General features: G+C 42.8%; 28 protein-coding genes and 1 other annotated feature. Of the genes, 20 read left to right on the top strand and 8 right to left on the bottom strand.

Annotated elements, in window-relative coordinates; genetic code table 11:
• Positions 1-146: 146 nt before the first annotated feature.
• From rapZ to KSZ58_RS11715, 6 genes are all read left to right on the top strand, one after another.
• Positions 147-1,001 (top strand): RNase adapter RapZ, encoded by an 855-nt coding sequence (gene rapZ, locus KSZ58_RS11740; protein WP_009270633.1) that lies wholly within the window; start codon positions 147-149, stop codon positions 999-1,001.
• A 4-nt stretch (positions 1,002-1,005) separates the two neighbouring features.
• Positions 1,006-1,953, top strand: a complete 948-nt coding sequence (gene yvcK / locus KSZ58_RS11735; protein WP_009270632.1) for a gluconeogenesis factor YvcK family protein — start codon at positions 1,006-1,008, stop codon at positions 1,951-1,953.
• Between the two features lie 2 nt (positions 1,954-1,955).
• Entirely contained in the window at positions 1,956-2,894 is a 939-nt protein-coding gene (gene whiA, locus KSZ58_RS11730; RefSeq protein ID WP_002606004.1) for a DNA-binding protein WhiA, read from the top strand.
• A gap of 37 nt (positions 2,895-2,931) precedes the next feature.
• Positions 2,932-3,486, top strand: coding sequence for a hypothetical protein (locus KSZ58_RS11725; protein ID WP_009270631.1), 555 nt, complete (start codon positions 2,932-2,934; stop codon positions 3,484-3,486).
• A gap of 72 nt (positions 3,487-3,558) precedes the next feature.
• Entirely contained in the window at positions 3,559-3,825 is a 267-nt protein-coding gene (locus tag KSZ58_RS11720; RefSeq protein ID WP_002606002.1) for a hypothetical protein, read from the top strand.
• 3 nt (positions 3,826-3,828) lie between these two features.
• Positions 3,829-4,743 carry a GNAT family N-acetyltransferase gene (locus KSZ58_RS11715; RefSeq protein ID WP_008816584.1) on the top strand — a complete coding sequence of 305 codons (915 nt, stop codon included), beginning with the start codon at positions 3,829-3,831 and terminating at the stop codon, positions 4,741-4,743.
• A gap of 246 nt (positions 4,744-4,989) precedes the next feature.
• Here the strand turns inward: KSZ58_RS11715 and KSZ58_RS11710 are convergent, their stop codons facing one another.
• Complete coding sequence (locus KSZ58_RS11710; RefSeq protein WP_009270630.1) at positions 4,990-5,556, bottom strand: hypothetical protein; 567 nt, start codon at positions 5,554-5,556, stop codon at positions 4,990-4,992.
• 187 nt (positions 5,557-5,743) lie between these two features.
• Here KSZ58_RS11710 and KSZ58_RS11705 point away from each other — a divergent pair, with 187 nt between their 5' ends.
• The 3 genes from KSZ58_RS11705 to yajC are packed head-to-tail and all read left to right on the top strand — an operon-like array spanning position 5,744 to position 7,688.
• A complete protein-coding gene (locus KSZ58_RS11705) occupies positions 5,744-6,922 on the top strand; it encodes an SIS domain-containing protein (RefSeq protein WP_002605999.1) in 1,179 nt (392 codons plus the stop codon).
• 17 nt (positions 6,923-6,939) lie between these two features.
• Complete coding sequence (gene agaF, locus KSZ58_RS11700; RefSeq protein ID WP_002605998.1) at positions 6,940-7,368, top strand: PTS galactosamine/N-acetylgalactosamine transporter subunit IIA; 429 nt, start codon at positions 6,940-6,942, stop codon at positions 7,366-7,368.
• Between the two features lie 14 nt (positions 7,369-7,382).
• Complete coding sequence (gene yajC, locus KSZ58_RS11695; protein ID WP_008816586.1) at positions 7,383-7,688, top strand: preprotein translocase subunit YajC; 306 nt, start codon at positions 7,383-7,385, stop codon at positions 7,686-7,688.
• A 137-nt stretch (positions 7,689-7,825) separates the two neighbouring features.
• On the opposite strand, the gene KSZ58_RS11690 is transcribed toward yajC, so the two are convergent.
• Together KSZ58_RS11690 and KSZ58_RS11685 are read right to left on the bottom strand one after the other, a co-directional pair.
• A complete protein-coding gene (locus KSZ58_RS11690; protein ID WP_128577711.1) occupies positions 7,826-8,083 on the bottom strand; it encodes a hypothetical protein in 258 nt (85 codons plus the stop codon).
• A 17-nt stretch (positions 8,084-8,100) separates the two neighbouring features.
• On the bottom strand, positions 8,101-9,273 hold the full coding sequence (locus tag KSZ58_RS11685; protein ID WP_002605995.1) for a helix-turn-helix domain-containing protein: 1,173 nt from the start codon (positions 9,271-9,273) through the stop codon (positions 8,101-8,103).
• A 421-nt stretch (positions 9,274-9,694) separates the two neighbouring features.
• Between KSZ58_RS11685 and agaV the strand changes: the two genes are divergently transcribed.
• The 4 genes from agaV to KSZ58_RS11665 all read left to right on the top strand — a co-directional run bounded on the left by agaV (position 9,695) and on the right by KSZ58_RS11665 (position 12,844).
• A complete protein-coding gene (gene agaV, locus KSZ58_RS11680) occupies positions 9,695-10,171 on the top strand; it encodes a PTS N-acetylgalactosamine transporter subunit IIB (protein WP_002605994.1) in 477 nt (158 codons plus the stop codon).
• Positions 10,172-10,232: 61 nt separating this feature from the next.
• The gene (locus KSZ58_RS11675; protein WP_002605988.1) at positions 10,233-11,054 is read left to right on the top strand and encodes a PTS sugar transporter subunit IIC; all 822 of its coding nucleotides are present in this window, start codon (positions 10,233-10,235) and stop codon (positions 11,052-11,054) included.
• The gene (locus KSZ58_RS11670) at positions 11,044-12,048 is read left to right on the top strand and encodes a PTS system mannose/fructose/sorbose family transporter subunit IID (RefSeq protein ID WP_008816587.1); all 1,005 of its coding nucleotides are present in this window, start codon (positions 11,044-11,046) and stop codon (positions 12,046-12,048) included. Before KSZ58_RS11675 ends, KSZ58_RS11670 begins: the two co-directional genes overlap by 11 nt.
• A 121-nt stretch (positions 12,049-12,169) precedes the next feature.
• A complete protein-coding gene (locus KSZ58_RS11665; protein WP_009270629.1) occupies positions 12,170-12,844 on the top strand; it encodes a hypothetical protein in 675 nt (224 codons plus the stop codon).
• Positions 12,845-13,032: 188 nt separating this feature from the next.
• Here KSZ58_RS11665 and KSZ58_RS11660 read toward each other — a convergent pair whose 3' ends face one another.
• From KSZ58_RS11660 to KSZ58_RS11650, 3 genes are all read right to left on the bottom strand, one after another.
• Complete coding sequence (locus KSZ58_RS11660) at positions 13,033-13,707, bottom strand: hypothetical protein (protein ID WP_008816589.1); 675 nt, start codon at positions 13,705-13,707, stop codon at positions 13,033-13,035.
• Positions 13,708-13,891: 184 nt separating this feature from the next.
• Complete coding sequence (locus tag KSZ58_RS11655; RefSeq protein WP_009270628.1) at positions 13,892-14,938, bottom strand: PTS system mannose/fructose/sorbose family transporter subunit IID; 1,047 nt, start codon at positions 14,936-14,938, stop codon at positions 13,892-13,894.
• The gene (locus KSZ58_RS11650; RefSeq protein WP_002605993.1) at positions 14,928-15,749 is read right to left on the bottom strand and encodes a PTS sugar transporter subunit IIC; all 822 of its coding nucleotides are present in this window, start codon (positions 15,747-15,749) and stop codon (positions 14,928-14,930) included. Before KSZ58_RS11650 ends, KSZ58_RS11655 begins: the two co-directional genes overlap by 11 nt.
• 230 nt (positions 15,750-15,979) lie before the next feature.
• Between KSZ58_RS11650 and KSZ58_RS11645 the strand changes: the two genes are divergently transcribed.
• Positions 15,980-17,050, top strand: coding sequence for a site-specific integrase (locus KSZ58_RS11645; RefSeq protein ID WP_009588828.1), 1,071 nt, complete (start codon positions 15,980-15,982; stop codon positions 17,048-17,050).
• 248 nt (positions 17,051-17,298) lie between these two features.
• On the opposite strand, the gene KSZ58_RS11640 is transcribed toward KSZ58_RS11645, so the two are convergent.
• Positions 17,299-17,784 carry an acyl-CoA thioesterase gene (locus tag KSZ58_RS11640; protein WP_002605986.1) on the bottom strand — a complete coding sequence of 162 codons (486 nt, stop codon included), beginning with the start codon at positions 17,782-17,784 and terminating at the stop codon, positions 17,299-17,301.
• Positions 17,785-17,848: 64 nt separating this feature from the next.
• A complete protein-coding gene (locus KSZ58_RS11635; protein ID WP_002605985.1) occupies positions 17,849-18,418 on the bottom strand; it encodes an ATP-dependent Clp protease proteolytic subunit in 570 nt (189 codons plus the stop codon).
• A 264-nt stretch (positions 18,419-18,682) separates the two neighbouring features.
• On the opposite strand from KSZ58_RS11635, the gene gap reads away from it, so the two are divergent.
• The 6 genes from gap to rlmB all read left to right on the top strand — a co-directional run bounded on the left by gap (position 18,683) and on the right by rlmB (position 24,046).
• Positions 18,683-19,696: a type I glyceraldehyde-3-phosphate dehydrogenase gene (gene gap, locus KSZ58_RS11630; protein WP_008816593.1), complete on the top strand. Its 1,014-nt coding sequence runs from the start codon at positions 18,683-18,685 to the stop codon at positions 19,694-19,696.
• Positions 19,697-19,941: 245 nt separating this feature from the next.
• Positions 19,942-21,066, top strand: coding sequence for a GGDEF domain-containing protein (locus KSZ58_RS11625; protein ID WP_008816594.1), 1,125 nt, complete (start codon positions 19,942-19,944; stop codon positions 21,064-21,066).
• 68 nt (positions 21,067-21,134) lie between these two features.
• Entirely contained in the window at positions 21,135-21,323 is a 189-nt protein-coding gene (locus tag KSZ58_RS11620) for a hypothetical protein (protein WP_008816595.1), read from the top strand.
• 38 nt (positions 21,324-21,361) lie between these two features.
• Positions 21,362-21,566 (top strand) — a binding site (T-box leader).
• Positions 21,567-21,603: 37 nt separating this feature from the next.
• The gene (gene cysS / locus KSZ58_RS11615) at positions 21,604-22,941 is read left to right on the top strand and encodes a cysteine--tRNA ligase (RefSeq protein WP_009270626.1); all 1,338 of its coding nucleotides are present in this window, start codon (positions 21,604-21,606) and stop codon (positions 22,939-22,941) included.
• Positions 22,941-23,327: a Mini-ribonuclease 3 gene (locus KSZ58_RS11610; RefSeq protein WP_002605980.1), complete on the top strand. Its 387-nt coding sequence runs from the start codon at positions 22,941-22,943 to the stop codon at positions 23,325-23,327. Before cysS ends, KSZ58_RS11610 begins: the two co-directional genes overlap by 1 nt.
• Positions 23,324-24,046 carry a 23S rRNA (guanosine(2251)-2'-O)-methyltransferase RlmB gene (gene rlmB, locus KSZ58_RS11605; protein ID WP_002605979.1) on the top strand — a complete coding sequence of 241 codons (723 nt, stop codon included), beginning with the start codon at positions 23,324-23,326 and terminating at the stop codon, positions 24,044-24,046. Before KSZ58_RS11610 ends, rlmB begins: the two co-directional genes overlap by 4 nt.
• The last annotated feature ends 31 nt before the right edge of the window (positions 24,047-24,077 follow it).

Here is a 24,077-nt window from a genome sequence, read left to right as displayed (position 1 = left end):
CAAAGCACTATGTGAACAAAGCCAATACATTTACGTATCTGCTTTTCTCATAAGTACAAGGAGGAATGTCCACATTCTTATATTTTTGCTTAAAAACTGGCGCACACCTGTATGCTGTGGTAAACTTATGATATGAGGTGGTAGCAATGAACGAACAGAACGTAGTATTGATAACAGGAATGTCCGGAGCCGGTAAAACGACGGCCATGGGTATTCTGGAGGATATGGGATATCACTGCATTGATAATTTCCCCGTGCAGCTGCTGGAATCTCTGGGAAAAATTATCAACGCCAAGCCGGATCCGCGCTACAGCAATATCGCTCTGGCAACGACTGCGATCGATTATCCGAAGTTCCTGCAGTATTTTGAGAATATAGATGTAAATGTACGCGTGGTTTTTCTGGACGCATCCAATGAAAAGCTGCTGCTGCGCTATAAATTCACAAGACGCCATCACCCGATGATGATGTTTTCCAAGGCGAATACGCTGGAGGAGGCTATCGAGGTGGAACGTGATATGTTCAACGCGCTGAATGAACGTGCGGTCCTTCACATCGACACGACCATGATGGATCAGCACGGCTTGAAAAGTGTGCTGATGGAGAAGCTCTCACTCAACAGCAAGCCGGTCTTCTCGATTTCCTTCGTATCCTTTGGCTTTAAGCATGGCGTACCGATGGATGTAGACCTTGTTTTTGATGTCAGATTTCTTCCGAATCCATATTATATAGAGGAGCTGCGTGAACAGACTGGCGATGATGCTCCGGTCTATGATTATGTCATGAGCTTTGATCAGACGAAGGAATTTATCCGTCATCTGAAAAGCTTTCTGGACTATGTGTTTATCCAGTATAAAAATGAAAAGAAAAATCATTTAACCGTGGGAATCGGCTGTACCGGAGGGCACCACCGAAGCGTGTCTGTCACCAACTGGCTGTATTCCCACTATAGGGACCATTATCATTGCTATAAATCACACAGAGATAAGAAAGTAGGCTGACCGAATGAAAAATGTAGTCGTAATCGGCGGAGGGACTGGTTTATCTGTTATGCTGCGTGGTATGAAGCAGATTGAGAATATCGATCTGACGGCCATTGTCACCGTAGCGGATGACGGGGGAAGCACCGGGCGGATCCGACGTCAGTTTCATATCCCTGCCATGGGGGATGTACGCAATGTCATGTGCGCCATGGCGGAGGAGGAGAGTATCTTTACGTCTCTTATGAACTATCGATTTGACGGGGATTGTGATGATGTCGGCGGACACAACCTGGGAAACCTGATCCTGACCGCCATGACAAAAACAACCGGAAGCTTTATGGAAGCTATCCGTACATTCTCAAAGTTTCTCAACGTAAAGGGACAGATCATTCCAAGCTCGCTGCAGGTCATCACCCTGTATGCCGTGATGGAGGATGGAACGATTGTACGTGGGGAAAGCAATATTCCAAACTTCAACAACCGGATAGAAAAGGTGTTTTATCAGCAGCGCGTGGAACCAACCAGAGAAGCCCTGCAGGCAATTCATGAAGCGGATGTCATCGTATACGGTATCGGAAGTCTGTATACCAGTATTATGCCGAATCTGATTGTTGACGGTGTTGTGGAGCAGCTGCGCAGCAATCCGGTAAAAAAGATTTACTTCTGCAATGCCATGACCCAGCCGGGGGAAACGGATGATTTCACGCTGGAGGACCATGTTGCGGCCATACAGAAGCACTCCTTTTCGGAGGCGGTGGATATCGTAATCACACACAACAACCGTGCCCAGCGTCATATTCTTGAAAAATACAAGGATATGGGAAGTGAACCTGTACGGGTTGCACAGGAGGAGCATTCCTATCAAATTCTATATCGGGATGTATTGAATTTCGATGATGATCTGATCCGCCATGATTCAAATAAAATCCGGGATGTTCTCGGAGAGATTATAAACAGTAAGGATGAATAGAAATGTCGTTTACAACGGAAGTAAAATCGCAGATTGCGGCAAATGAGCTGCATCCCTGCTGCATGAAGGCGGAGCTGACTGCTGTCTTGCAGATGTGCTCTACGATGAATTTTACATCGGAGGGTATGCATCTGACGGTAAAAACGGAAAATGCCAATACCGCCAAGCGCGTGTTTCGCTTTTTAAAGGAGCTGTATCAGGTGGATACACAGCTGTCTGTCATAAAGAAGATGAAACTGAAGAAAAACAACATCTATGTAATCCGCGTGAAAAACAAGGCGATGGAAATACTTCGTGATCTGGAAATTATGACAGAGCGCGGACTGCAGAACCATCCCTCCAGCAAGATGGTACGCAAGGAATGCTGTGCCAGAGCATATCTGGCGGGTGCGTTTCTGGCCGGAGGGTCTGTGAATTCTCCAAGCAAATCCAACTACCATCTGGAAATCAGTACCCAGAATGTGGATTTGGCCAAATTCATATGGAAGCTGATGCAGCGCTTTGATCTTCCTGCCAAGCAGATCCGGCGTCGGAATCAGGAGGTTGTCTACCTGAAGGCCAGTGATAAAATCAGTGACTTTCTGCGCTGTGTGGGAGCAAGTGATGCGGTATTCACCTTTGAGGACAGCCGCATTCAGCGGGATTTCATGAATTCCTTAACACGGTTGGACAACTGTGAGCTGGCAAATGAAATGAAAAGCATAACCGCCGGCAAAAAACAGCTGGAGGATATTCAGTGGATCGAGACCTATCGCACCCTGGACAGCCTTCCGGAAAAGCTTCAGCATGTCGCATATGCCAGAAAACAGCTGCCGGAAGCCAGCCTGAACGAGCTGTGTGAATACTGTGCAGAGGAATTCAATGAAACGATATCCAAATCCGGTATGAAGCATCGCCTTGCAAAGCTGCGGGAACTGGCAGATCAGTATCGCAAGGAATAAAATCGAATAGAAAGTGCAGACTATAAAGGGTGATCTTATGAAATTAAGACTGTTTATTATGTTTGCACTTTTTCCTTTCTTGCATGCGACAAGCTATTCTGCAAAGCTGGTCAGCTGCAGCCAGGATCAGATTGTTTTGAAAAGTCAGGACAGTGAATTCAGAGTTTCGCTGTTCAATACGAAAATAACAAAGGAAGAGGGCTGGCAAAAGACCTGTGAGCTGCTGGAGGATGCAACATCCATCCGTTTTGAAATTGATCCTTCCAGCAAGATCGAAGAGCCGGTTCCCGTGTATCTGTTCGCTGATGATAAGCTGGTACAGGAGGAGCTGATGAAGCAGGGGCACGCCTATCCGATGATCCGCAATCCGGAATATACGTATGAAAAACGTCTGGAAAGTGCCTATGATGCCACACAGACGATGGCTAAGCCTGCCGAAGTGAAAACCAAAAGCCGTCCTGCACTTGTCGGTCCGCTGTATTTCGGTGCTGCTTTACTGCTCTGGCTGCTCATGCTGCTGTATATGCTGCACAAACGCAAAAAGAAGCAGCGGACTGTGGAAAAAGAACAGACAGATGCCGGGGCAGGTTAAGTTTTTACGCTTTTACATTCACAGATGTGCGGTTTTATATTATAATGAGAGAAGAAAGCGAGGAAATCGTACATGGATGTTATCATTTATCTACTCTTTATCTGCCTGGTCATTTATATTGTGATAACACTGCTGCCGGTGATATTGCCGATCGTTGCAATTATTGTGATTGCATTTTCCATACTTATCTGGTATGCCAAGCGAAAGGTACGCAGGCATATGGAGGAATATGAAAATGAATGGAACCAGCAGCAGGAAGAGTATACAACCGGCAACAATTCCAATCTGGATTCCGATGATGTCATTGATGTGGAATTCACAGAACGGGATGATGAGTAACGTATGCTGAGAGATGCAGGGAAGCAGGACAAGGCAGAAATATATGAATTATGGAAGCAGTCGTATCCAAATCAAAACCGAAATTATCTGAATTTTTATTTTAAAAATATATTCGACAAGGGACGCTGTATTGCTCTGGAACAGGATCAGCGCATTATTTCCAGTCTGCAGCTCAATGAGCATATCCTTCGTTTACGCGACAAGCAGCTGAAAATCAGCTACATACTCGGTGTGTCCACGCTGCCTGATTATCGCAGAAGAGGACATATGCGCAGACTGATGGAATCGGCGCTTGATGAGGCGGGACACAATCATCTGGTAACACTGATTCGCGGCTTTTATCCAAAGCTGTATGAGCAGTTCGGATTTGAGACCGTGTATGAGAGAAAGCTGTATACGGTTCCCAGAGAATGTCTGCACAAGGTTTCGCTGACAAACATATCCTATGCGGCTGAGCCGCAGGAGCTGTTACAGGCCTATCAGAATTTTACAAAGCACTTTGACGGCTGCTATGTGCGTGATCGGGAATATTATGTACTTCTGCAAAACGAAATTGTGGTTACACAGAAGCAGATGGTGGTATATCGGAACCGGCAGGGGGAGGTTTGCGGCTATCTGATTTTCCATAAGAAAAAACAGGAGATTCATGTGGAAGAAGCAATCTATCTGGAATCTGTCGTATTGATGCGTCTGTTGAAGGCGGCAATCGGCAGGGAACAGGAGATACTTGTAGAGGTATCCCAGAGTGAGAAACTGGAAAAAATATTTCCGCTGCTGATTCCAAAAAAACAGCCATTCATCATGGCCAGAATCAATAATCCGGAGCTTTTCAACAAGCTTTACAATCTGGAGGTGAAATCCGCTGCCGAGGCCTTTGCTTCTGCACTGCGGCCGCTCTGGATTCATGAATATTATTAAGGATATGCATCCGGCATATCTTTTTTTGTTTACCTGAAACACAGGCCTTTCCAGCAAAGGGAAGCATAGTCATCCGGTTGGAGATCATCTGCGAAGGTAATGGAAATCCTAAGGTGCATTCTGAAAACAGACACAGGCACTCATAGGAGGAAGTGCTGGCTCATATGAAAATCCATACATCCTTTGATAAAGGAAGACAGAAAGGGATAAAAAAAGATATCCATATAGCGGATATCCGTTCATTACTTATTTCTTATCTGTCAAAGAAGGATTGGCTTTTTTATAAAACAGAGCGCGAACCTGAAACAGTGAAACACCGATTGCAAGAATGCCCAATGCAATACACATGGCTTTCATCAGATCATCATAGCCACCCTCCGAGAACGGAAGCAGAATGATCAGAATACCAAACAACAGATAAGCGGCTATTTTCATATAAATTTTCTTTGTTTCTTCACTTGCGGCAGTCAGCAGTCTCGGCGGGCGTTCCTTCGGCTTGAAATTCGGTATCTGCGTCTGCTTTTTCAGGAACAAACGGAATTTTACCTCCATCAGTGCGTAAGCCGCAACACCGATGATAATGGAAAGCAGAGCACCCAAATCAAAGGAGTATGCCAGAATACCGCCAATCAGACCTACAATGAAACGGGAGCTGTAGGTTTTGTATTTTGGAATATCGTTCAGAATGTAACCAACATGATCGAAAACATTATAATACACATAGCGGTTGTGATCATCCTTATAGATATGCATGCCGGCAAGATCTTCACCGCTCATGCCTTTTTTCTTCTTATTTACAGCTTTATTAGCCATGTTATCACCTCTAGTTTACATTATATATGGAAACGCTTTTTTCGTCTAGCAAAACAAGAATATAAATTAGCAATAATTTTGTACAAATTAACAACATTTTGCGCACCTCGTTGTTTTTTTATAAACGCTGAGCTATAATGAAATCGTAATGAAAAGGATTTCAAATCCGGAAAAGGAGTGAAGGAACATGATCTTTGGAAAAGACACAAAAGAATGGGAAAGTTTAAAAGGAATTTACACGGCAACAGAAATTAACCAGCAGCCGAACACCTGGAAAAAAACAATCAAGCAGGTAGAGGAACACAAGGAAGAAATCAAGGCATTTATCGAAAACGTAACGAAACACGATGACTATGATATCATTCTGACAGGCGCAGGTACCAGTGAATTCGTTGGAAACGCCATCTTCACATATGTGAGCAAGAGAACAAACTATAAAACAAAATCATATGCCACTACAGATATCGTGGCAGCTCCGGAAAACTATCTGTCACAGACAAAACCAACCCTGCTGATCTCTTACGGACGCAGCGGAAACTCACCGGAATCTGTAGGTGCAGTAGATGTAGCGGATGAAGTATGCGGTAAGAATCTGTATCATCTGTTTATTACCTGCAATCATGAGGGTGCTCTTTCAAAGGCAGCGGAAAAAAGAGAGAATGCATATGCAATCAATCTGACTCCTGAAACACACGATCAAAGCTTCGCTATGACTTCCAGCTTCTCTAATATGATGCTGGCCACCCTGCTGTGCTTCAGTCTGGATAATCTGGATGAAGTGAAAGCAGAGCTGGAGGACGTTATCAAGGCTGCAGAAAGAATGCTTGCCAACAACTGGGAATTCTTCAAGGATGCTGTAGGCGCATATGACTTCAACCGTATCGTTTATCTTGGCGCAAACTGCCTGAAGGGAATCGCACAGGAATCTCAGCTGAAGATTCTGGAGCTGACTGCCGGACGCGTTGCGACAATGTATGATTCTCCAATGGGATTCCGTCATGGACCGAAATCCATCATCAATGATGACACCCTGACCATCGTTTATCTGAGTGACGATCCATATACCCGTCAGTATGAAGTGGATCTGATTAAGGAAATGAGCCCGCAGCGTAAAGGAAACAAGCTGATGGCAATCATGAATAAGAGAGATGAAGAGGTTGCAGGTCTGGTTGACTATGCATTCTCATTCGATCTGGACAATGAGCATGAAAACGCATTCCTTGGATTTGATTACATCGTTGCTGCACAGGTACTTGCATTATTCAAATCTTTATCATATGATATAACTCCGGATAACCCATGTCCTACAGGAGAGGTTAACCGTGTTGTAAAGGGCGTAATTCTGCACCCTTACACAAAGAGATAGGAACGGAGGATATAAAGATGATCGGACTAATCGTAACCGGACACGGTAATTTTGCATCCGGATTGACCAGCTCATTGAAGCTGATTGCCGGAGAACCAAAGAATTATGTAGCAGTAGACTTCCTGGAAAGCTATTCTGTAGATGACCTGGAACGCGAATTAACAAAAGCACTGGACGAGCTGAAGGACTGCGAAGGCGTTCTGGTTCTGTCTGACCTTGGTGGAGGGTCTCCATTCAAAACTGCAGTTATGGTAGGATACCCGAGAGGCAATGTTGAAGTTGTTGCCGGTACAAACCTGCCGATGCTGATTGAAGTCAATATGGGACGCCAGTTTGTAGAAGAACTGGGTATGCTGACTGAAATGGCAATGAACACTGGAAAAGATCAGGTTGTTCGTTATGAATTTAAGCCTGTTCAGCAGGAAGAGCCAACAGACGGAATCTAAGAGGAAGCTGATGCATGATTGATTGGCATACCATACTCTGGTGCTGCATCACCCTTGGTTTTCTGCTCATCTGCTTTCTGCTCATCTATTATATCGTCAGCGCACGTATGATGAAAAAGAAAAGAGAAGAACTGAAGGATCAGCTCAACCGTATGAAGCCGGGGAAGGATATCCTGTTCGCAGGCGGTATCAGGGGAAAGATTATCCGTGCAAAGGAAGAGTACCTCGATGTTGAAGTGGCAAAAGGAATTGAAATTACAATTTCCAGACTTGCGGTCAACCAGGTGCTGGAGAAAAGAAACTCTTCGAAAACAAAATAATGAAAAGCACACAAAACCATGCTGGAATTGTGTGCTTTTTCTATGAATTCGACGCTAAGATTTCAGAAGTCTTTCCTATATGAAAGAATATCCCTTTGTGATTACCACAGAGCTGTTGCAGAATCACATGATTGCTTCTATTCTTCTGCTACCGCTGACATAATCTTTTCCGTATATAAAATACATTTTCCTGTTCTCTCAGAAGAATAACCCGCTTTTTCATCCAAATTCATATACATGAGGACATAAAAACCAGACAATACAAGAAATCGTCTGGTTTTCAGCTGTCTTTTATGAATCATTGTTTGAATATGAGTTTTTCTTCCTTCATAAACCAACTCATTCCATATTTCTAATAGGAATCTGTGAACATATCTGTGTGTTGTGATAACCATATGCTTTACAGATGCTGCTAATTGTAAATCGTCTTTGCATAGTCTGTCGGAGTGATACCGAACTGCTGCTTGAATTTCCTTGAAAAATAGTGAATGGAGGTAAATCCCATCATACTGGCGATTTCGCTGATTGTGTAGACACTCTCTTTAATGAGCAGCTTGCTTTTGTTAAGCTTCAGGTCACTGATATACTGCTTCGGCGCAACCCCAAGGTTATTTTTAAAGAGAGTCTGCAGGCTGGAGCGTGATATTGAGAATTTCAGACAGATTTCCTCGATGGTGATCTGCTCATAGATGCTGTCATTGATAAAAATTACGATTTCATTTAACAGCTCATTTTCAAACCGCTGCTGCATCGGTGTTGATGCGACAGGGGAACTGGTAAGGAAGTCATATTGCAGAATTTTGATAAGCAGCTCCTTCATGTAACATAGCATCAATTCACTGTCATAAAGCATATCATTGCCGGAGACCTTAATAAAATTGTTTAAAGCGTTGTGGATATCACGGTGGGCATTGTAGACACGATTCGTGACAAGATAGGAATCGGGTATTTCCATATCAAACATGATGGTGAGATAGGAACATGATTTTGCGTGACCGGTTTTCTGGGTATGGTACTGCCCGGGCGCATATAAAATAAGATCCAATTCATCCAGCTGATACGTTTCTCCATCCACAGTCGTTTCCAGCTCGCCATTGTCGATGAAGGTCAGCTCCCAGTAATTGTGCTTCTCACCTGGAAAGGTATAGCTGGCATTGCGGACCTGATAATAATAGGCTAGAATTTCTTTTATCTCAAAGGTTGGTACGATTGGCTCATAGACGATTGGATTATGGTCATAGGTAGACATCTGTCTCTTCTTTGCCTTGAAATCCATCTCCACTTCCAGCTTAGCACTGGAGGATATGCATAGAAAATTAAATTTAACGCCCTTTCGTATTTTGATATGGCGATGTACTACAAAACGCTCATAGCTTCTGGCAGTATCATCCTTTGTGACGACCAGCATAACGATTCCGCTCTGTACGCGAACATAGATGTCACTGGTATAGAACATGAAATTATCAAAGCTCTTGTCCTTCAGCTTTACAATTGTGCGACTGAGCTTCGGTGTCTGGTGCTTTGTGAGTTCATTGACGATTTCACCGTATTTATTGAAAATAAAACTTGTTGTTTTATTAAACAAAGCAATCACCCTCTCATTACTATTAGTATATCAAATTCAGATTTGATATAAAAGGAAAAAGGAAGAAAATCAAGCAGCAATGAAATCACTGAAAACTCTATATTTTTATGTAAGTGTTTTCATAAAATGGAAATGGTAATAAAAAAAGACAAATTTAATTTATTTATCACACAATTAACAAAAATCATGGGAATATGTAAAATTTTGATGCTGGTATGTATATTTCTGATAGTTTGCATTATTTACCTGCAAAATCTCCGGAAAATTACTAAAAAGTGCAAAATCACTGATAAAAAGTGTAAAGAATTATGCTGTTTTTTGACATAGAATCTAAGTGAACTGAAAGGGTTTACTTATCGAATCCACCTCATCAAGGTTCGGTAAATTAGTTCATGTCTAATGGTAGAAGGGAGAGAGCAAAATGCCAGATATCGTATTAACAAGAATTGATAACCGTTTGATTCACGGACAGGTTGCAACACAGTGGTGTGGAGTTGTAGGAGCTAACCTTCTGTTAGTAGCCAATGATGCAGTGTCTACAGATGAATTCCGTCAGGGATTGATGAACATGGCTGCACCGGCTTATGCGCAGACACGTTTCTTCTCAATTCAGAAGACAATTGACATTATCGGAAAAGCAAGTCCAGCACAGCACATTGCAATTATCTGTGAAACTCCACAGGATGTACTAAGATTAGTAGAAGGTGGAGTACCTATTAAGAAAGTCAATATCGGAAACATGCATATGGCAGACGGCAAGCGTCAGGTTGCCACCAGCGTTGCTGTAGATGATGACGATGTTGCGACTTTCAAGAAACTACAGGACTTGGGCGTAGAGCTGGAAATTAAACGTGTTCCAGATACACCTGTAGAAAATCTTGATAAATTATTCAAATAATAATTTATCGAAAAATTAAAAAAATCTTATCTTAAATCATTGATTTGAAAGGAGAAACAACATGGATGTAAATATCATTCAAGCTTTACTGGTATTCATAGTGGCGTTCATTATGGGTATTGACCAGTTCAGTTTCTTAGAATCCCTGTATCAGCCTATTGTACTGGGACCAATTATTGGTGCTATCTTAGGTAACTTTGAATTAGGTATCGTTGTCGGTGGTGCTTATCAGCTAGTACAGATTGGTAGTATGCCAATCGGTGGAGCGCAGCCGCCTAACGCAATTATGGGTACAATCATGACAGCTGTGTTCGCAGTTTCCATGAATCTTGAACCGACTGCAGAAGGTGTAGGTCTGGCTGTAGGTTTGGCTATTCCATTCGCAGTATTCGGGCAGTATGCAGTAACATTAACATTTACTATTATGTCAGGTTTAATGGCAAAAGCTGATAAAGCTGCTGAAGAGGCAGACGGAAAAGCAATTGCAATGATTAACTTTACAGAAATGGCTATCCTGGGTATCCTGTTCGGTATCCTGGCTGTAGCTGGTGTTTATGGTGGATCAAAACTTGGTGTAACACTGAAAGACCTGTCCTTCCAGTTCTCTTGGGTAATGGCTGGATTAGACGCTGCCGGTGGTGCTATGAAGTTTGTCGGATTCGCTATCCTGATGAAGGTTATGATGTCCGGCGAAATGTGGGGATTCCTGTTCGCAGGTTTCGTTATGGCTAACATCTGTATGGGTATCGAATCTGTTAGCAGCGCAACACTGCTGCTGTGTGCATTCGTAGGTCTGGCTATTGCATTATATGACTACCAGATCAACACAAAAATCAAAAACAGTGCAGGTTCAAATGTAGGAGGTGTTTCTGATGGCATATAATATTCCTGAAAGATATAGCGATTTAACTCCGGCAGCTAAGCTGGATAAGAAAACACTGAATAAAATGGTATGGATGTCATGCTTCCTGCAGGCTTCTTTCAACTATGAAAGAATGCAGGCCTGCGGATGGCTGTGGGGAATCCTCCCAGGTCTGAAAAAGATTCATACAAACAAAGAGGATTTAAAGGCTTCCATGGCACATAACCTGGACTTCCTGAATACGCATCCATTCCTGGTAACCTTCGTTATGGGTATCGTATTATCTCTGGAACAGAACAAGGCTGAAACAGCTACAATTCGTTCCGTACGTATTTCCGCTGCCGGTCCTCTGGGTGGTATCGGTGATGCGCTGTTCTGGTTGACATTAGTTCCAATTACAGCGGGTATCACGGCTAACATGGCATTGAATGATAAGAGCATCATTGGTGCTATTCTGTTTCTGGTAATCTTCAACGCTGTACAGTTTGCGGTTCGTTATTTTCTGATGCACTGGTCCTACAACCTTGGTACAAAGGCTGTAACCATGCTGACAAGCAACGCTAAGGAATTCACTCGTGCTGCTAGTATTCTTGGTATCTTTACAGTAGGTGCATTGATTGCCAACTATGGTTCCACTTCACTTCGTATCGCTATTGCAGATCCTGCTATCAATGTTCAGAATCTGTTGAACGGTATCTTGCCGAAGCTGTTACCGCTGGTTATCACAATCGGTCTGTTCTTCTTAATCAAAAAGGGTTGGACACCGATCAAATGTATCCTTCTGATTCTGGTAGCTGGTATTGTCGGATGCGCATTTGGAATCTTTGCCGGTGACTCTAAGGCAATTGATGAAAACGGTGCTTCTATCAATGGTGGATATGATCCACTTGTTTCTTGGTATGACTATCCTGAACCTGCAGCTGCAGAGAAAACAGGTCAGCAGGCATACGATGCAATCCAGGGCGTTGTTGATCAGTTGAATAAAGCTGGTGTCAACGTAACAATGCCTGAATAAGGTTTACGATTATCTAAAACTCTCTCATCCTACTTAAGATACATGAATGTGTATCGAAAGAAAAAGATCATAGCACTTCGGTCTATGGTCTTTTTCTAAATCAAATGAACGAGGTGATTTAATGGACGGTATGGCAATCGTTATAGCAGTTGGTTTTATCGTATGCTTTCTGGCATATCAAATGATAAAAAACCATGTATTATCCAAAGTCAGTAAGGCAATGCAAAATCAGAATTATGATCTGGTCCTGCAGCTTTCAGAAAAGTCATTCTATAAACGCTTTATGGGAAGCTTTGTCTGTGATCTTTATATTTTGCGTGCACTCTTAAATAAAGGTGATAATATCGGTTTTAAAAAATATCTTATGGAAACGCTGGAGAAGCCGTATACTCTGGAAAAGCGTAAGGAAGTATTGGATATTTATTTTTATCATTTTTTATTCCATGAAGATAAGGAATGGGCGTTCAGGCTATTGGAGAAAATCAGGGAAACAAATGATCCACAGTATATAACATACAATGAAGAAGCATATTCTGTTATGATTGAACATAATACAGATCTGCTGGACACCATGATAGAAGGAATAGAAAATAAGAAGTATTCGGGGCTAGGGCTGGGAATTGCTGTCTTTATGGTAGGAATGCAATACCTGCTTCTTCAGGATAAGGATAATGCAAGAACATATTTCTATAACAGTTTGAGCTGCTTTAACAAAAAATCCTTTTACTATGCAAAAGCAAAGGCGTATGTTGACCGGTTGACGGAAGAACTTGGTGCCGAGGATCTAGATTACTGATGCTTTTACTTTTCAACAGCATGAGTCTATTCACGGTTTTTACTGTATTCTTTATAGAGACACCTTAGAATAGTAAAATAAGGAAGTACGCTTTGTAAATAAAAAGAAGAAATCGGTAAAGGTTAACACGAAACCTCAGATTTCCTCTTTTTTTATTTACGATAGTAATCAACAAATCATTGCATATTTCAATAATCCAGATCAGCTGCATTCATATCCTTACTCAGCTTATCCACCCAGGCCTGTGCATGCGCAGCATAGATCGACTTCGCATGGAAACAGCTCAGACTATTGTAAAAGAAAATACGCGCATTTTCCATATCGTTTAAATAATAATACTGCAAGGCTGCCAGATATAAAGTTATTCCCAAGGCAAATCCATGATATTTTTTATCATCAATACCCTGAATCATATCCTCCAGTAAGTCTGTATGCTTTAGAATCATCACCTTGTAAGCATTTGTATTGTATTCAATATAGGCTGCATCATTGGTTTCTCTAATCCGGTCCAGCAGTATTTCAGCGTACTCTGCATCGTCTTTAAATAAGAACTGATAATAGTAAATGTCCAGAATATCTTTTCTTTTCTCAAGTGTATATGGCTTATCCAGTACGAGGTTCAGATGTTCCTTTAGTTCTTCAATCTGCCCGGTTTTGAAAAGAACACGCAGCATATATAAATCACATACATAAGGAGATAAAATTCGCTGATTCAAAGACTTATCGGTAATCCTGTTGATTGCCTCCTTATCATTTGCTGTCAAAGCCCTGTTCAAGCTATTCAGCAGTCTGTTCTTTGTTATCTGATAGGCCAGGATAAGGATACCGCCGATCATAATAATGACTAATAAAATAGGGTTCATAAAATACCTCATTCCTTCATTGAAAACGGTACAAGAATATATATCATAATTGAAACGGAGTACAGACACTGTAATTCAGCGCTATATTTAGAAAAAAGGTTTCCGAAGAAACCTTTTCCACGTATGAACTGTACGTTAAAGTAGAGAGAGCTTTTTACTATTTATCTATAATAGCGAAATACTATTATTTCTGTTCGTAACCAGAACCGCCGTAGCCTAAGTCACTAATAGCGTCTGCAGTAGCATCAATCTTGATACCCAGATCCTGCAGCTGCTTAATGATTTCCTGAGTTGCGTGTTTCTGCTCTTTAGCAGAAGGTTCTTTTTCACCGCCATCGTAAGTGTACCATTCAACCAGCGGGTTGTATCCACCTGCGATTGTGTTTCCATCGTTATCCATAGCTTTGGAATCACCAGCCCAGATACCGAATGCACATCCAACGATACCTGTAACCAGAATCAGAAGGATACATTTAACAGGTGTCCAGCCTTTTTTGATCAGTGTATAGATACCAAGCGTAATCAGTAATGGAATCAGCTTTGGCAGAATTCCATCAATCAGACTCTGAATGTTGATTGTAGGAGAACCAACAGTAATACGCAGAGAAGTAGCACCGTAGTTGGCAATCAGACCACCAACAACGAAGATACCCAGAATAGATGCAGCACGAGTGAATTCCTTAGCGTTGCTTGTCAGCATGGTTACAGCCTTTGTACCAAGGTTGTAGGACCAGTGCATCAGCCACCAACGAACAACAAACTGTACAGCATTGAAGATAATCAGGAACAATACAGCACCCAGAATGTTACCTTCCATTGCGATATTTGCAGTCAGACCTGCAGTAATCGGAACCAATGTCAACCAGAACAGCGCATCACCGATACCACCCAGAGGACCGGCAGCGGAAATACGTACGGAACGAATGGTCTGTGTTTCCGTTTTGTTCTGTTCCAGAGATAATACAATACCCATAACAAAGGTTACCAGGAACGGGTGCGTATTCAGGAAGTCCAGGTTGTGAGCCATGGAAGCCTTCAGGTCATCCTTGTTTGTATGAATTTTCTGAAGACCCGGGAGAATACCCCACAGCCATCCACAGGCCTGCATTCTTTCATAGTTGAAAGAAGCCTGCAGGAAGCATGACATCCATACCATTTTGTTTAATGTCTTTTTATCCAGCTGAGGTGCCGGAGTTAAGTCACTATATCTTTCAGGAATATTATATGCCATCAGAAACACCTCCTACATTTGAACCTGCATTATTTTTGATTTTCATGTTTACCTGGTAATCGTACAGTGCGATTGCGATACCAACGAAAGCACACAGAAGCAGAGTTGCTCCGGAGATTGCGGAAATATTGCTGCAGATAACAGACATAGCGAAGCCTGCAAGCAGGAATCCCCACATTTCGCCGGACATCATAACCTTCATCAGGATAGCGAATCCGACAAATTTCATAGCACCACCAGCAGCGTCTAATCCAGCCATTACCCAAGAGAACTGGAAGGACAGATCCTTTAATGTGATACCTAATTTAGAACCACCGTATAAACCGGCTACAGCCAGTGCACCGAACAGGCAGCCCAAGATACCCATTTCGATGAAGTTGATGTTACGGATTCCCTTTACATCAGCGTTTTCAGCACAAGCATCAGCTTTTGCCATCATACCGGACATAATAGTGAATGTTAATGTAACTGCGTACTGTCCAAATACTGCGAATGGAATTGCAAGACCCATAGCAGCTCCGACACCTTCTGCAGTTGCCTCCATGTTCATAGAAACTGCGAATACAGTCGCCATGATACCACCCAGAATTGCGTTAGGCGGCTGCGCTCCACCGATTGGCATACTACCAATCTGAATCAGCTGATAAGCACCACCAACTACGACACCAAGCTGGAAGTTTCCAAGAATAGCGCCGATAATCGGACACAATACGATTGGCTGATACAATGATTCCAAGAAACTAAACTGGTCAATACCCATAATGAAGGCAACAACGAATACCAGTAAAGCCTGAATAATATTTACATCCATGTTGTTTCTCCTTTCAGATTATTAAAGATAATTGTAAGCAAATTGTTATTTGAATAATTCACGGAATACGGCATATTGGTAAGAATAAGCGCTATATAAAAAGGAGGTATGCGATTAATTGCAGAATGCCGTATGTTAGCTACGTGTTCGCAACCAATCATTTCATGATTGCAATTCCATCCTTGACATTGTATGGTTTATATGAGGACAGGCAGTTGGAAGGTGTAAGGATGAAAGGGAAATCAGTAGGTATAAAAAAGGCAAACGGGATGGGCAGTGTATACAAGCTGCAGGGAAATAGAAGAAAGCCATGGGTTGCATTTGTGACCGTATCCTATAAACGAAAGGATGGCATGCGGCATCAGAAGCGTAAAATCATCGGATATTATGAGACAGAGGAAATGGCGGAGTTTTCGTTATGGAATTATAATAAAAATCCTGCTTTGTATGCGGAAATTGAAAAGCTGGGTACGATAACGTTTGAAAATGTTTATATGGAATGGTCATCCACCAAATATCGGAATATATCACAAACGGCGATAAATGGTTATAAGGCAGCCTATGCACGCTGTTCCAGTATATGGAATGTCCGCATGAGTGATCTCAGGGCAATGCATTTCCAGCGAATCATGGATGAAAGTACATTGTCGCTGTCCAGTGATCTCAAGCTGCGCTCTTTGATGATGCTGGTATGTGAATATGCTGTGCAAAACGATATTATTCAGAAAAACTACGCAAAATACGTGATTATCAATAGGAAAGAGGATCACCCCGAAATTCACAAGCCATTTACTGAATGGGAAATTGAAAAGCTGTTTGATCATGAAAATATTCCGTTTGTAGATACGATTCTTATTATGATCTACACCGGCTTTCGCGTAGGAGAGCTTTTTAACATTCGCAGAGAAGATGTAGATGTGCAGAATATGACCATACGCGGGGGAAGTAAAATAGAAGCTGGTAAAAACAGGCTCGTTCCGGTGCATGAAAAAATTCAAAAATACGTGATGGACTACTATCTGCAGGGTCATGAATATTTGATCAGTGATGCGGATACACGTAAAAAATTTAATTATCATATGTACCGCAATCAGTATTTTGATAAAATAATGGATATGCTGGAAATGGAGCATCTGCCACATGACTGCCGTCATACGTTTGCGACCAGATTGAGTAATTACGGCGCAAACAGTACCTGCATCAAAAAGCTGATCGGACACAGCTCCTATACCACGACAGAAAAAATCTATACGCATAAGGATGTTGCACAGCTGCGGCGGGCCATATCTACCCTGAAATGATGATAGCTACGTGTTAGCTACCAAAAGAAAGCAGTTGGTTTTGCGTGAAAATCCTATGTATGAAAAAAACACTGAGTCGGCGTTATAAGACTCAGTGTTTTCTATATGTTTGAAGGACAATACAGCTGTGAATTTATATGAGGCAATAAAAAGACTTATCTCCAGCATGCTGGTATACATGCTTGGATAAGTCTTATACTTTCCCTATCATCATGTGAAGGGTCTGTAAGTGCAGTATTTTTATGATACTAATCCTTGCCCTTTGCGATATTTTGCAGCTGCAGGCGGATTTCTCTTCGGCGAATGCCTGCCTGATACTCCTGTTTTTCCTCTTCGCTATCACAAATCAGCCCCGGTACAGTGGTCGGGCGGTCTTCATCATCCAAAGCGACTTCTGTCAGATATGCTGTATTGACAAGGCGGCGGACACCGTCCCTGTTTTCCACATAGCTGTCCACGCGGATTTCCATTGAGGTATTTCCCACATAGGTCACCTTGCCATGAAGCACCATCAGCTCATTCAGATGTACTGCTTCCTTGAAATTCAGGCTGTCAATGGATGCGGTTGTAATATTGCTGTTGCAGTGCCTTCTGGCAACCACACCCGCAAGAACATCAATCCATTCGGCAAGCTGTCCGCCAAACAGACGACCGCTGCCATTCAGATGGTTGGCCATGACAAGCTGAACCTGCTCTGCTTCAGATTCACATACCTTCTTTGCTTTACGTTCCATAGTATCACTTCCTTTATACGATTATTTTACCATAACATATAAGGAAAGGGCAGAATTTTCTGCATTAGATGATGGCATCAATCAAGCCATAGGAGAGTGCTTCCTTCGCATCCATATAGTAATCTCTATCACAATCCCGGCGTAGTGTTTCATTGCTTTGCCGGGTATTCTCACTGAGAATGCTGTACAGCCGCTCCTTCAGCTTCTGAATATGCAGTGCAGCGATCTCCATATCCTTGGCCTGTCCCTGCATACCGCCCATAGGCTGATGAATCATGATTTCACTGTTTGATAATGCGCTTCGCTTTCCTTGTGTTCCCGCACTCAGCAGCACAGCAGCCATACTTGCGCAAATTCCCATACAGATCGTACTGACATCACAGCGGATATATTTCATTATATCATAAATAGCCAGTCCCGCACTGACACTGCCGCCGGGAGAATTGATATACATTTGAATCGGCTCGCTGCTAATGCTGGACAGATACAGCAGCTGTGCGCAAATGGAGCTGGACATGGCATCGTCAATCTCTCCCGTCAGTATGATGATTCTTTCCTTCAGCAGGCAGGAGTACAGATCATACACCCGTTCACTGCTTGCGTTTCTTTCTATAATTGTCGGTACAAAGACCATACTATCACTCCCGTCTCTATACACAGTATGCTCGAAAGAGGCGTTTTAATACCGTATGTCAGCAGTGAATTGATGTAATCGTTTACAAATTATGACGCTTTGTTATACTGAAAAAAGCCCTTTTTAAGGGTGAAAATCGCAATTTTTGCCGGATACTGTCCAAAACGGAAGGAAGGCTGAAAAAAACTGCAAGTGAAAAGATTCTCAATTGACATTTACCTATGAAATACGTATAATAAGAGTGTTAAAAGGAGGACTTTGAAGATGACAGTAAAAGTTGCTATTAATGGATTTGGACGTATTGGGCGTCTTGCATTCAGACAGATGTTTGGGGCTGAAGGTTACGAAGTAGTTGCAATCAACGACCTGACTTCTCCAAAAATGCTGGCTCACTTATTAAAATACGACTCTACACAGGGTACATACGCTAAAGCTGATACAGTAGTTGCTGGTGAAAACTCTATCACAGTTGATGGAAAGGAAATCACAATTTATGCTGAGGCTGATGCTAAAAACCTGCCTTGGGGAAAATTAGGTGTAGACGTTGTTCTGGAATGTACAGGATTCTACACTTCAAAAGACAAAGCTTCTGCACACATCGAAGCTGGTGCTCGTAAGGTTGTTATCTCTGCACCTGCAGGAAACGATCTGCCTACCGTTGTATTCAACACAAACCACGATGTATTGAAACCGGAAGACACAGTAATCTCTGCTGCTTCTTGTACTACAAACTGCTTAGCTCCTATGGCGAAAGCACTGAATGATTTAGCTCCTATCCAGAGCGGTATCATGTCAACAATCCACGCTTACACAGGTGATCAGATGACACTGGACGGACCTCAGAGAAAAGGTGACCTGCGTCGTTCCCGTGCTGCTGCAGTAAACATCGTTCCTAACTCTACTGGTGCTGCTAAGGCTATCGGTCTGGTTATTCCTGAACTGAAAGGTAAACTGATCGGTTCCGCTCAGCGTGTACCTACTCCTACAGGATCAACTACAATCTTAGTTGCTGTTGTTAAGGGGAAAGTAACTGTTGACGAAATCAACGCTGCTATGAAGGCTGCTTCAAATGAATCTTTCGGATACACTACTGACGAAATCGTTTCAAGCGATGTTATCGGTATGCGTTACGGATCACTGTTTGATGCAACTCAGACAATGGCTATGGAAATGGAAGACGGAAATACTCAGGTACAGGTTGTATCTTGGTATGACAACGAAAACTCTTACACTAGCCAGATGGTTAGAACAATCAAATTCTTCTCTGAATTAGCTTAATTCCAAGACGAAAAGAATAAACAAAAGATCACTACGGTGGTCTTTTTTATGCATTCATGCGAAGGAAGTTAAAGCTGAACGCACTTCCGGATATGGCGTGAAAAATGACGAAAACAATTACAAATATCGCCTCTGAGATGGAAGCTAATGATATCGGCAGAATAATTGTAATGTTTTCTGTTTCGTCGTTGTTTTCCTTTCCATGTGCATGCTATAATTGATATAACAAATTTGGGGAGAGAACTATGGATAGAAAACGGCGAATCAGCAGAGTAGATGTACAGGTATCCATTGTGACAGCTGTTCTTGTGACAACACCTTTGATCTGTGTGTATTTTTTTAACTACTTTATCACACATGAGGATATGATCAACAGTCTCAAGGAGCGCTCTCACAGCATCTATCAGTATGTGGATGATTATGTGGATAAGACCACTTTTCAAAATACAGAGGCATTGACGAGAGATAATCCTGCCTATATACGTATGAAGGAGAAACTGGAAGAAGTAAAAGCCAGCACGAATGTACGTTATCTATATACTGCAGAAAAAAATATACAGGGGGAGTATGTATATCTGGTGGATGGTCTGCCGTATGACAGCTCTGATTTTCGTAATCCCGGAGATAAAATCGAAGAGGAAATCATCCCGGAGCTAACGGCTGCTTTACATGATAAAATTATTTTGCCGAATCAGATAAAAAATACGGAATGGGGTCCTATCTTTATCTCTTATTTCCCGATTCATAAGGGCAATGAGGTCGTGGGTGTGCTGGGAATTGAATTTGATGCCACCCATCAGTACCGTGCTTTTCAGATAATTCGCATCGGTACACCGATCATTGCGGCAATTGCCTGTCTGCTCGCCGTATTCATCGCTGTTCGTTTGTTTAAGCGTATCAGCAATCCCATGTATAAGGATATGGCGAATACAGATTTTTTGACAGGTCTGAAAAATCGAAATGCATTTGAACTCGATATCCAGAACAAACAGGATGAGGTGCTGGGGATACTGATTGCGGATTTGAACGGATTAAAGAAAATCAATGATGAACAGGGGCATCAGATCGGGGATGAATATATAAGGAAGGCGGCAACGGTGATTGGAAAATGTGCCAGTACCTGTCCGGTATATCGCTTCGGCGGCGATGAGTTTGTTGTTTTGGTACCCGATGCGGATGATAAGAAGATGAAGTCTTTGAGTGAACGTATTCTGACCTATGAGGAAACCGTGCCTAAGGACTGTGACATACCGATTTCCCTATCGGTTGGGTATGCGCTGTATGATCCTGTACAGTGTGCATCGCTGCAGGATGTATTCCATGAGGCGGATGTGCAGATGTATAAAATGAAAAACAGCAGAAAAATATAGCATCTCCTCTTTTCAAATGTGACGGAAAGGTGTAAACTATAACCACAGTTCTGAGTGAGGTGAAGATCATGGCATTGCGTACAAAGCTGAATACCAATGATGAAGGAGAAACAAGTGGTTTCAAGGAGCTGGATGATCTGGATGCAGTCTATGTGGATGAAATGAAAAAATCCGGACTGAGTGATGACCTGATGGCTCAATTCATGGATATATCAAAAGCGCTTGAGAAGGAAAAAAGCGAGGGAAATGAGCGGTAGTATTGAAATCCGCATAGTTCCCTGTTATACTAAAACAAGATAAACCTGTGACAAGGATGAGTACCGGCATATGTATGGAAAGACAGCGATTTCTGAATGGTGGAAGCAGAAACAATTCATGCGGGAAATGCCCCTTGGAGGGATTTTTCGATAATGTAGAAGAATACGTAGTTCGGCGTTAACGTACCAAGTGGAAAAGCATTTTTCAAATAGAGTGGAACCGCGCGAATCAGCGTCTCTATAATATAAGTGCTTTTTTTATTTATAAGGAGGAAATGATATGAAAATATTCAACAGTATGAATCAAAAGGTGGAAGAATTTAAACCCCTGCATGAAAATGAGGTGCATATGTATGTATGCGGTCCAACAGTATATAACTATCCCCACATCGGGAATGCCCGGCCCATCGTTGTATTCGATACGCTGAAGCGCACGTTTCAGGCGATTGGGTACAACGTTAAAATGGTGTCAAATTATACCGATGTTGATGATAAGATCATCAAGGTCGCAAAGGAATGTGGAGTAAGTGAAGCAGAAATTACAGAGAAATTTATAGATGCATATAATCATGACCGTTTATCCCTGCATGCTGCAATGCCGGATGCGGCTCCAAGGGTTACAGAAACCATGGATGCCATTATTGCTTTTATTAAGCTGCTGGTGGATAAGGGACATGCATATGAAATGGAAGGCGATGTGTATTTTAGAGTAAACAGTGTGGAAAGCTATGGAAAGCTGTCCAATCAGCAGATCGAGGATTTGCTTGTTGGTGCGCGTATTGACGAGAACAGCAAGAAGGAAAATCCGCTGGATTTCACATTGTGGAAAAAAACAGAAGAAGGTATCAAGTGGGATTCTCCATGGTCTGTGGGACGTCCGGGATGGCATACGGAATGTGTAGTCATGATCAATCAGGAGTTTGGCGGTGAGCATACGATTGATATTCACGGCGGTGGTATGGATTTGAAATTCCCGCATCATGAAAATGAGATTGCACAGTCTCGTGCAGCCTATGACTCTCCGATTGCCAATTACTGGATTCATAATGGTATGGTGAATATTGATGGAGAGAAGATGTCCAAAAGTCTGGGGAATGTAATCTGGGCAAAGGATATGATTGCGAAAATCGGTGGAAATGTATTGCGCTGGGTCATGCTGTCTGCACACTATCGTGCACCATTGAATATCAATGAGGAAGCAATCGAAACGGCGAAAAAGGAATTGAACCGCGTGGCTACGGCAATGAAGCAGGCATATGTTAAACTGGGTCTTGCCGATGTTGACATGGATGAGACCTGTGATGAGGAACAGCTTGCGCCGTTTCTTGATGCTATGCAGGATGACATGAATACACCAAATGCTTTTGCGGCTGTGTTTGAAACTGTTAAGGCTCTCAATCAGGCACTGCGTCAGAGAGAAAGTGATCTGCAGGCGGTGAAGGCACTGGTTCGTACCCTGGAGAAAATGATGGATGTGCTGGGCATTGAGCTTTTGCGTCTGACAATGAGCGAGGAAGACAAACAGCTGCACCGTCAGTGGAAGGCAGCCGTTAAGGAAAAGGATTTTGAGACGGCTGATCAATACCGTGCGAAGCTGATAGAGAAGGGTATCCTGTAATGGATATTAAGGAGTATAACGGAACATCGCTTGCCTATATGGGAGATGCTGTCATGTCGCTGCTGGTTCGGGAAATGCTGCTGGCACAGGGCTGGCAGAAATCCAAAATTTTACAGAAGAAGAGTGAGTCCTGGGTGAGTGCGAAGGCACAGGCGTATTTTCTGATTCAGCTGAAGGAGCGTGCATTTTTCAGTGAAGAGGAATATGCAATCGTCCTGCGCGGACGCAATACCCATTCCGCAAGCAAGGCAAAAAATGCGGATGTGACAACCTACCGTATGTCAACCGGTCTGGAGGCATTATTCGGCTGGCTGTATCTGACGCATCAGGAGGACCGTCTGAAGGCCTTGTGGGAGGAAATTCAGAAGATAGGAGAATACCAATGACGCAGTATGTATATGGAAAGAATGTTGTAAAGCAGCTTCTGCAGGACGGGAAGCCCATTCATGAGGTTCTGATACAGGAGGGAATCCGTGATACAGCACTGGAAGGTGAAATCAAAAAAAGACGAATCCCTGTAAAGGTTCTGGGCAGAAAGAAGATGGATCAGCTGCTGAACGGAAACCATCAGGGCATTGCCGCCTGTATCGACGATTACAAGACCTGGGAGCTGGAAGAGCTGCTGGAAAGCGTTCCGCAGGGAAAACAGCCGCTGCTGGTGATGCTGGACGGCTTGGAGGATCCTCATAATCTGGGGGCGATTCTACGTACCTGCGACTGTATCCGGGCAGATGGCGTCATCATTGGAAAGCATCGCAATGTTCGTCTGACACCGACGGTTGCCAAGGTGAGTACCGGAGCAATTGATACCGTAAAGGTAAGCGTGGTCACCAATCTTGTACAGGCAATCAAATACCTGAAAAAGCAGGGCTACTGGGTGGTCGGAACAGATTTTGAGAACTCTCGCGATTACCGTGAAGGACAGTATGATGTACCTCTTGTTCTTGTGATTGGCAGCGAAGGCTTCGGTATCAGCTCTCTTGTGAAAAAGAATTGCGACTATTGTGTCCGGCTGCCGATGGAGGGAAGCGTCAGCTCTTTAAATGCTTCCGTGGCAGCAGGCATCCTGCTTTACCAGATTCACGCACAGCGCCATCCTCTGTAATTTTCTGCTTCCCTTTCGGGGAGAGAAAACA

Source organism: Erysipelatoclostridium sp. DFI.2.3 (genome assembly GCF_019132535.1).
Taxonomy (GTDB): Bacteria; Bacillota_I; Bacilli_A; order Erysipelotrichales; family Erysipelotrichaceae; genus Clostridium_AQ; species Clostridium_AQ innocuum.
This window is presented reverse-complemented; position numbering and strand designations above follow the sequence as displayed.

Coding starts and splice junctions, on each gene's coding strand:
- KSZ58_RS11645 (WP_009588828.1), top strand. CDS start 15,980: ATGAAAGGGAAATCAGTAGGTATAAAAAAGGCAAACGGGATGGGCAGT.
- KSZ58_RS11725 (WP_009270631.1), top strand. CDS start 2,932: ATGAAATTAAGACTGTTTATTATGTTTGCACTTTTTCCTTTCTTGCAT.
- whiA (WP_002606004.1), top strand. CDS start 1,956: ATGTCGTTTACAACGGAAGTAAAATCGCAGATTGCGGCAAATGAGCTG.
- KSZ58_RS11705 (WP_002605999.1), top strand. CDS start 5,744: ATGATCTTTGGAAAAGACACAAAAGAATGGGAAAGTTTAAAAGGAATT.
- KSZ58_RS11690 (WP_128577711.1), bottom strand. CDS start 8,083: ATGGTTATCACAACACACAGATATGTTCACAGATTCCTATTAGAAATA.
- agaF (WP_002605998.1), top strand. CDS start 6,940: ATGATCGGACTAATCGTAACCGGACACGGTAATTTTGCATCCGGATTG.
- rlmB (WP_002605979.1), top strand. CDS start 23,324: ATGACGCAGTATGTATATGGAAAGAATGTTGTAAAGCAGCTTCTGCAG.
- KSZ58_RS11675 (WP_002605988.1), top strand. CDS start 10,233: ATGGATGTAAATATCATTCAAGCTTTACTGGTATTCATAGTGGCGTTC.
- agaV (WP_002605994.1), top strand. CDS start 9,695: ATGCCAGATATCGTATTAACAAGAATTGATAACCGTTTGATTCACGGA.
- KSZ58_RS11720 (WP_002606002.1), top strand. CDS start 3,559: ATGGATGTTATCATTTATCTACTCTTTATCTGCCTGGTCATTTATATT.
- KSZ58_RS11665 (WP_009270629.1), top strand. CDS start 12,170: ATGGACGGTATGGCAATCGTTATAGCAGTTGGTTTTATCGTATGCTTT.
- rapZ (WP_009270633.1), top strand. CDS start 147: ATGAACGAACAGAACGTAGTATTGATAACAGGAATGTCCGGAGCCGGT.
- KSZ58_RS11670 (WP_008816587.1), top strand. CDS start 11,044: ATGGCATATAATATTCCTGAAAGATATAGCGATTTAACTCCGGCAGCT.
- gap (WP_008816593.1), top strand. CDS start 18,683: ATGACAGTAAAAGTTGCTATTAATGGATTTGGACGTATTGGGCGTCTT.
- yajC (WP_008816586.1), top strand. CDS start 7,383: ATGATTGATTGGCATACCATACTCTGGTGCTGCATCACCCTTGGTTTT.
- KSZ58_RS11635 (WP_002605985.1), bottom strand. CDS start 18,418: ATGGTCTTTGTACCGACAATTATAGAAAGAAACGCAAGCAGTGAACGG.
- cysS (WP_009270626.1), top strand. CDS start 21,604: ATGAAAATATTCAACAGTATGAATCAAAAGGTGGAAGAATTTAAACCC.
- yvcK (WP_009270632.1), top strand. CDS start 1,006: ATGAAAAATGTAGTCGTAATCGGCGGAGGGACTGGTTTATCTGTTATG.
- KSZ58_RS11640 (WP_002605986.1), bottom strand. CDS start 17,784: ATGGAACGTAAAGCAAAGAAGGTATGTGAATCTGAAGCAGAGCAGGTT.
- KSZ58_RS11715 (WP_008816584.1), top strand. CDS start 3,829: ATGCTGAGAGATGCAGGGAAGCAGGACAAGGCAGAAATATATGAATTA.
- KSZ58_RS11620 (WP_008816595.1), top strand. CDS start 21,135: ATGGCATTGCGTACAAAGCTGAATACCAATGATGAAGGAGAAACAAGT.
- KSZ58_RS11655 (WP_009270628.1), bottom strand. CDS start 14,938: ATGGCATATAATATTCCTGAAAGATATAGTGACTTAACTCCGGCACCT.
- KSZ58_RS11610 (WP_002605980.1), top strand. CDS start 22,941: ATGGATATTAAGGAGTATAACGGAACATCGCTTGCCTATATGGGAGAT.
- KSZ58_RS11660 (WP_008816589.1), bottom strand. CDS start 13,707: ATGAACCCTATTTTATTAGTCATTATTATGATCGGCGGTATCCTTATC.
- KSZ58_RS11710 (WP_009270630.1), bottom strand. CDS start 5,556: ATGGCTAATAAAGCTGTAAATAAGAAGAAAAAAGGCATGAGCGGTGAA.
- KSZ58_RS11650 (WP_002605993.1), bottom strand. CDS start 15,749: ATGGATGTAAATATTATTCAGGCTTTACTGGTATTCGTTGTTGCCTTC.
- KSZ58_RS11625 (WP_008816594.1), top strand. CDS start 19,942: ATGGATAGAAAACGGCGAATCAGCAGAGTAGATGTACAGGTATCCATT.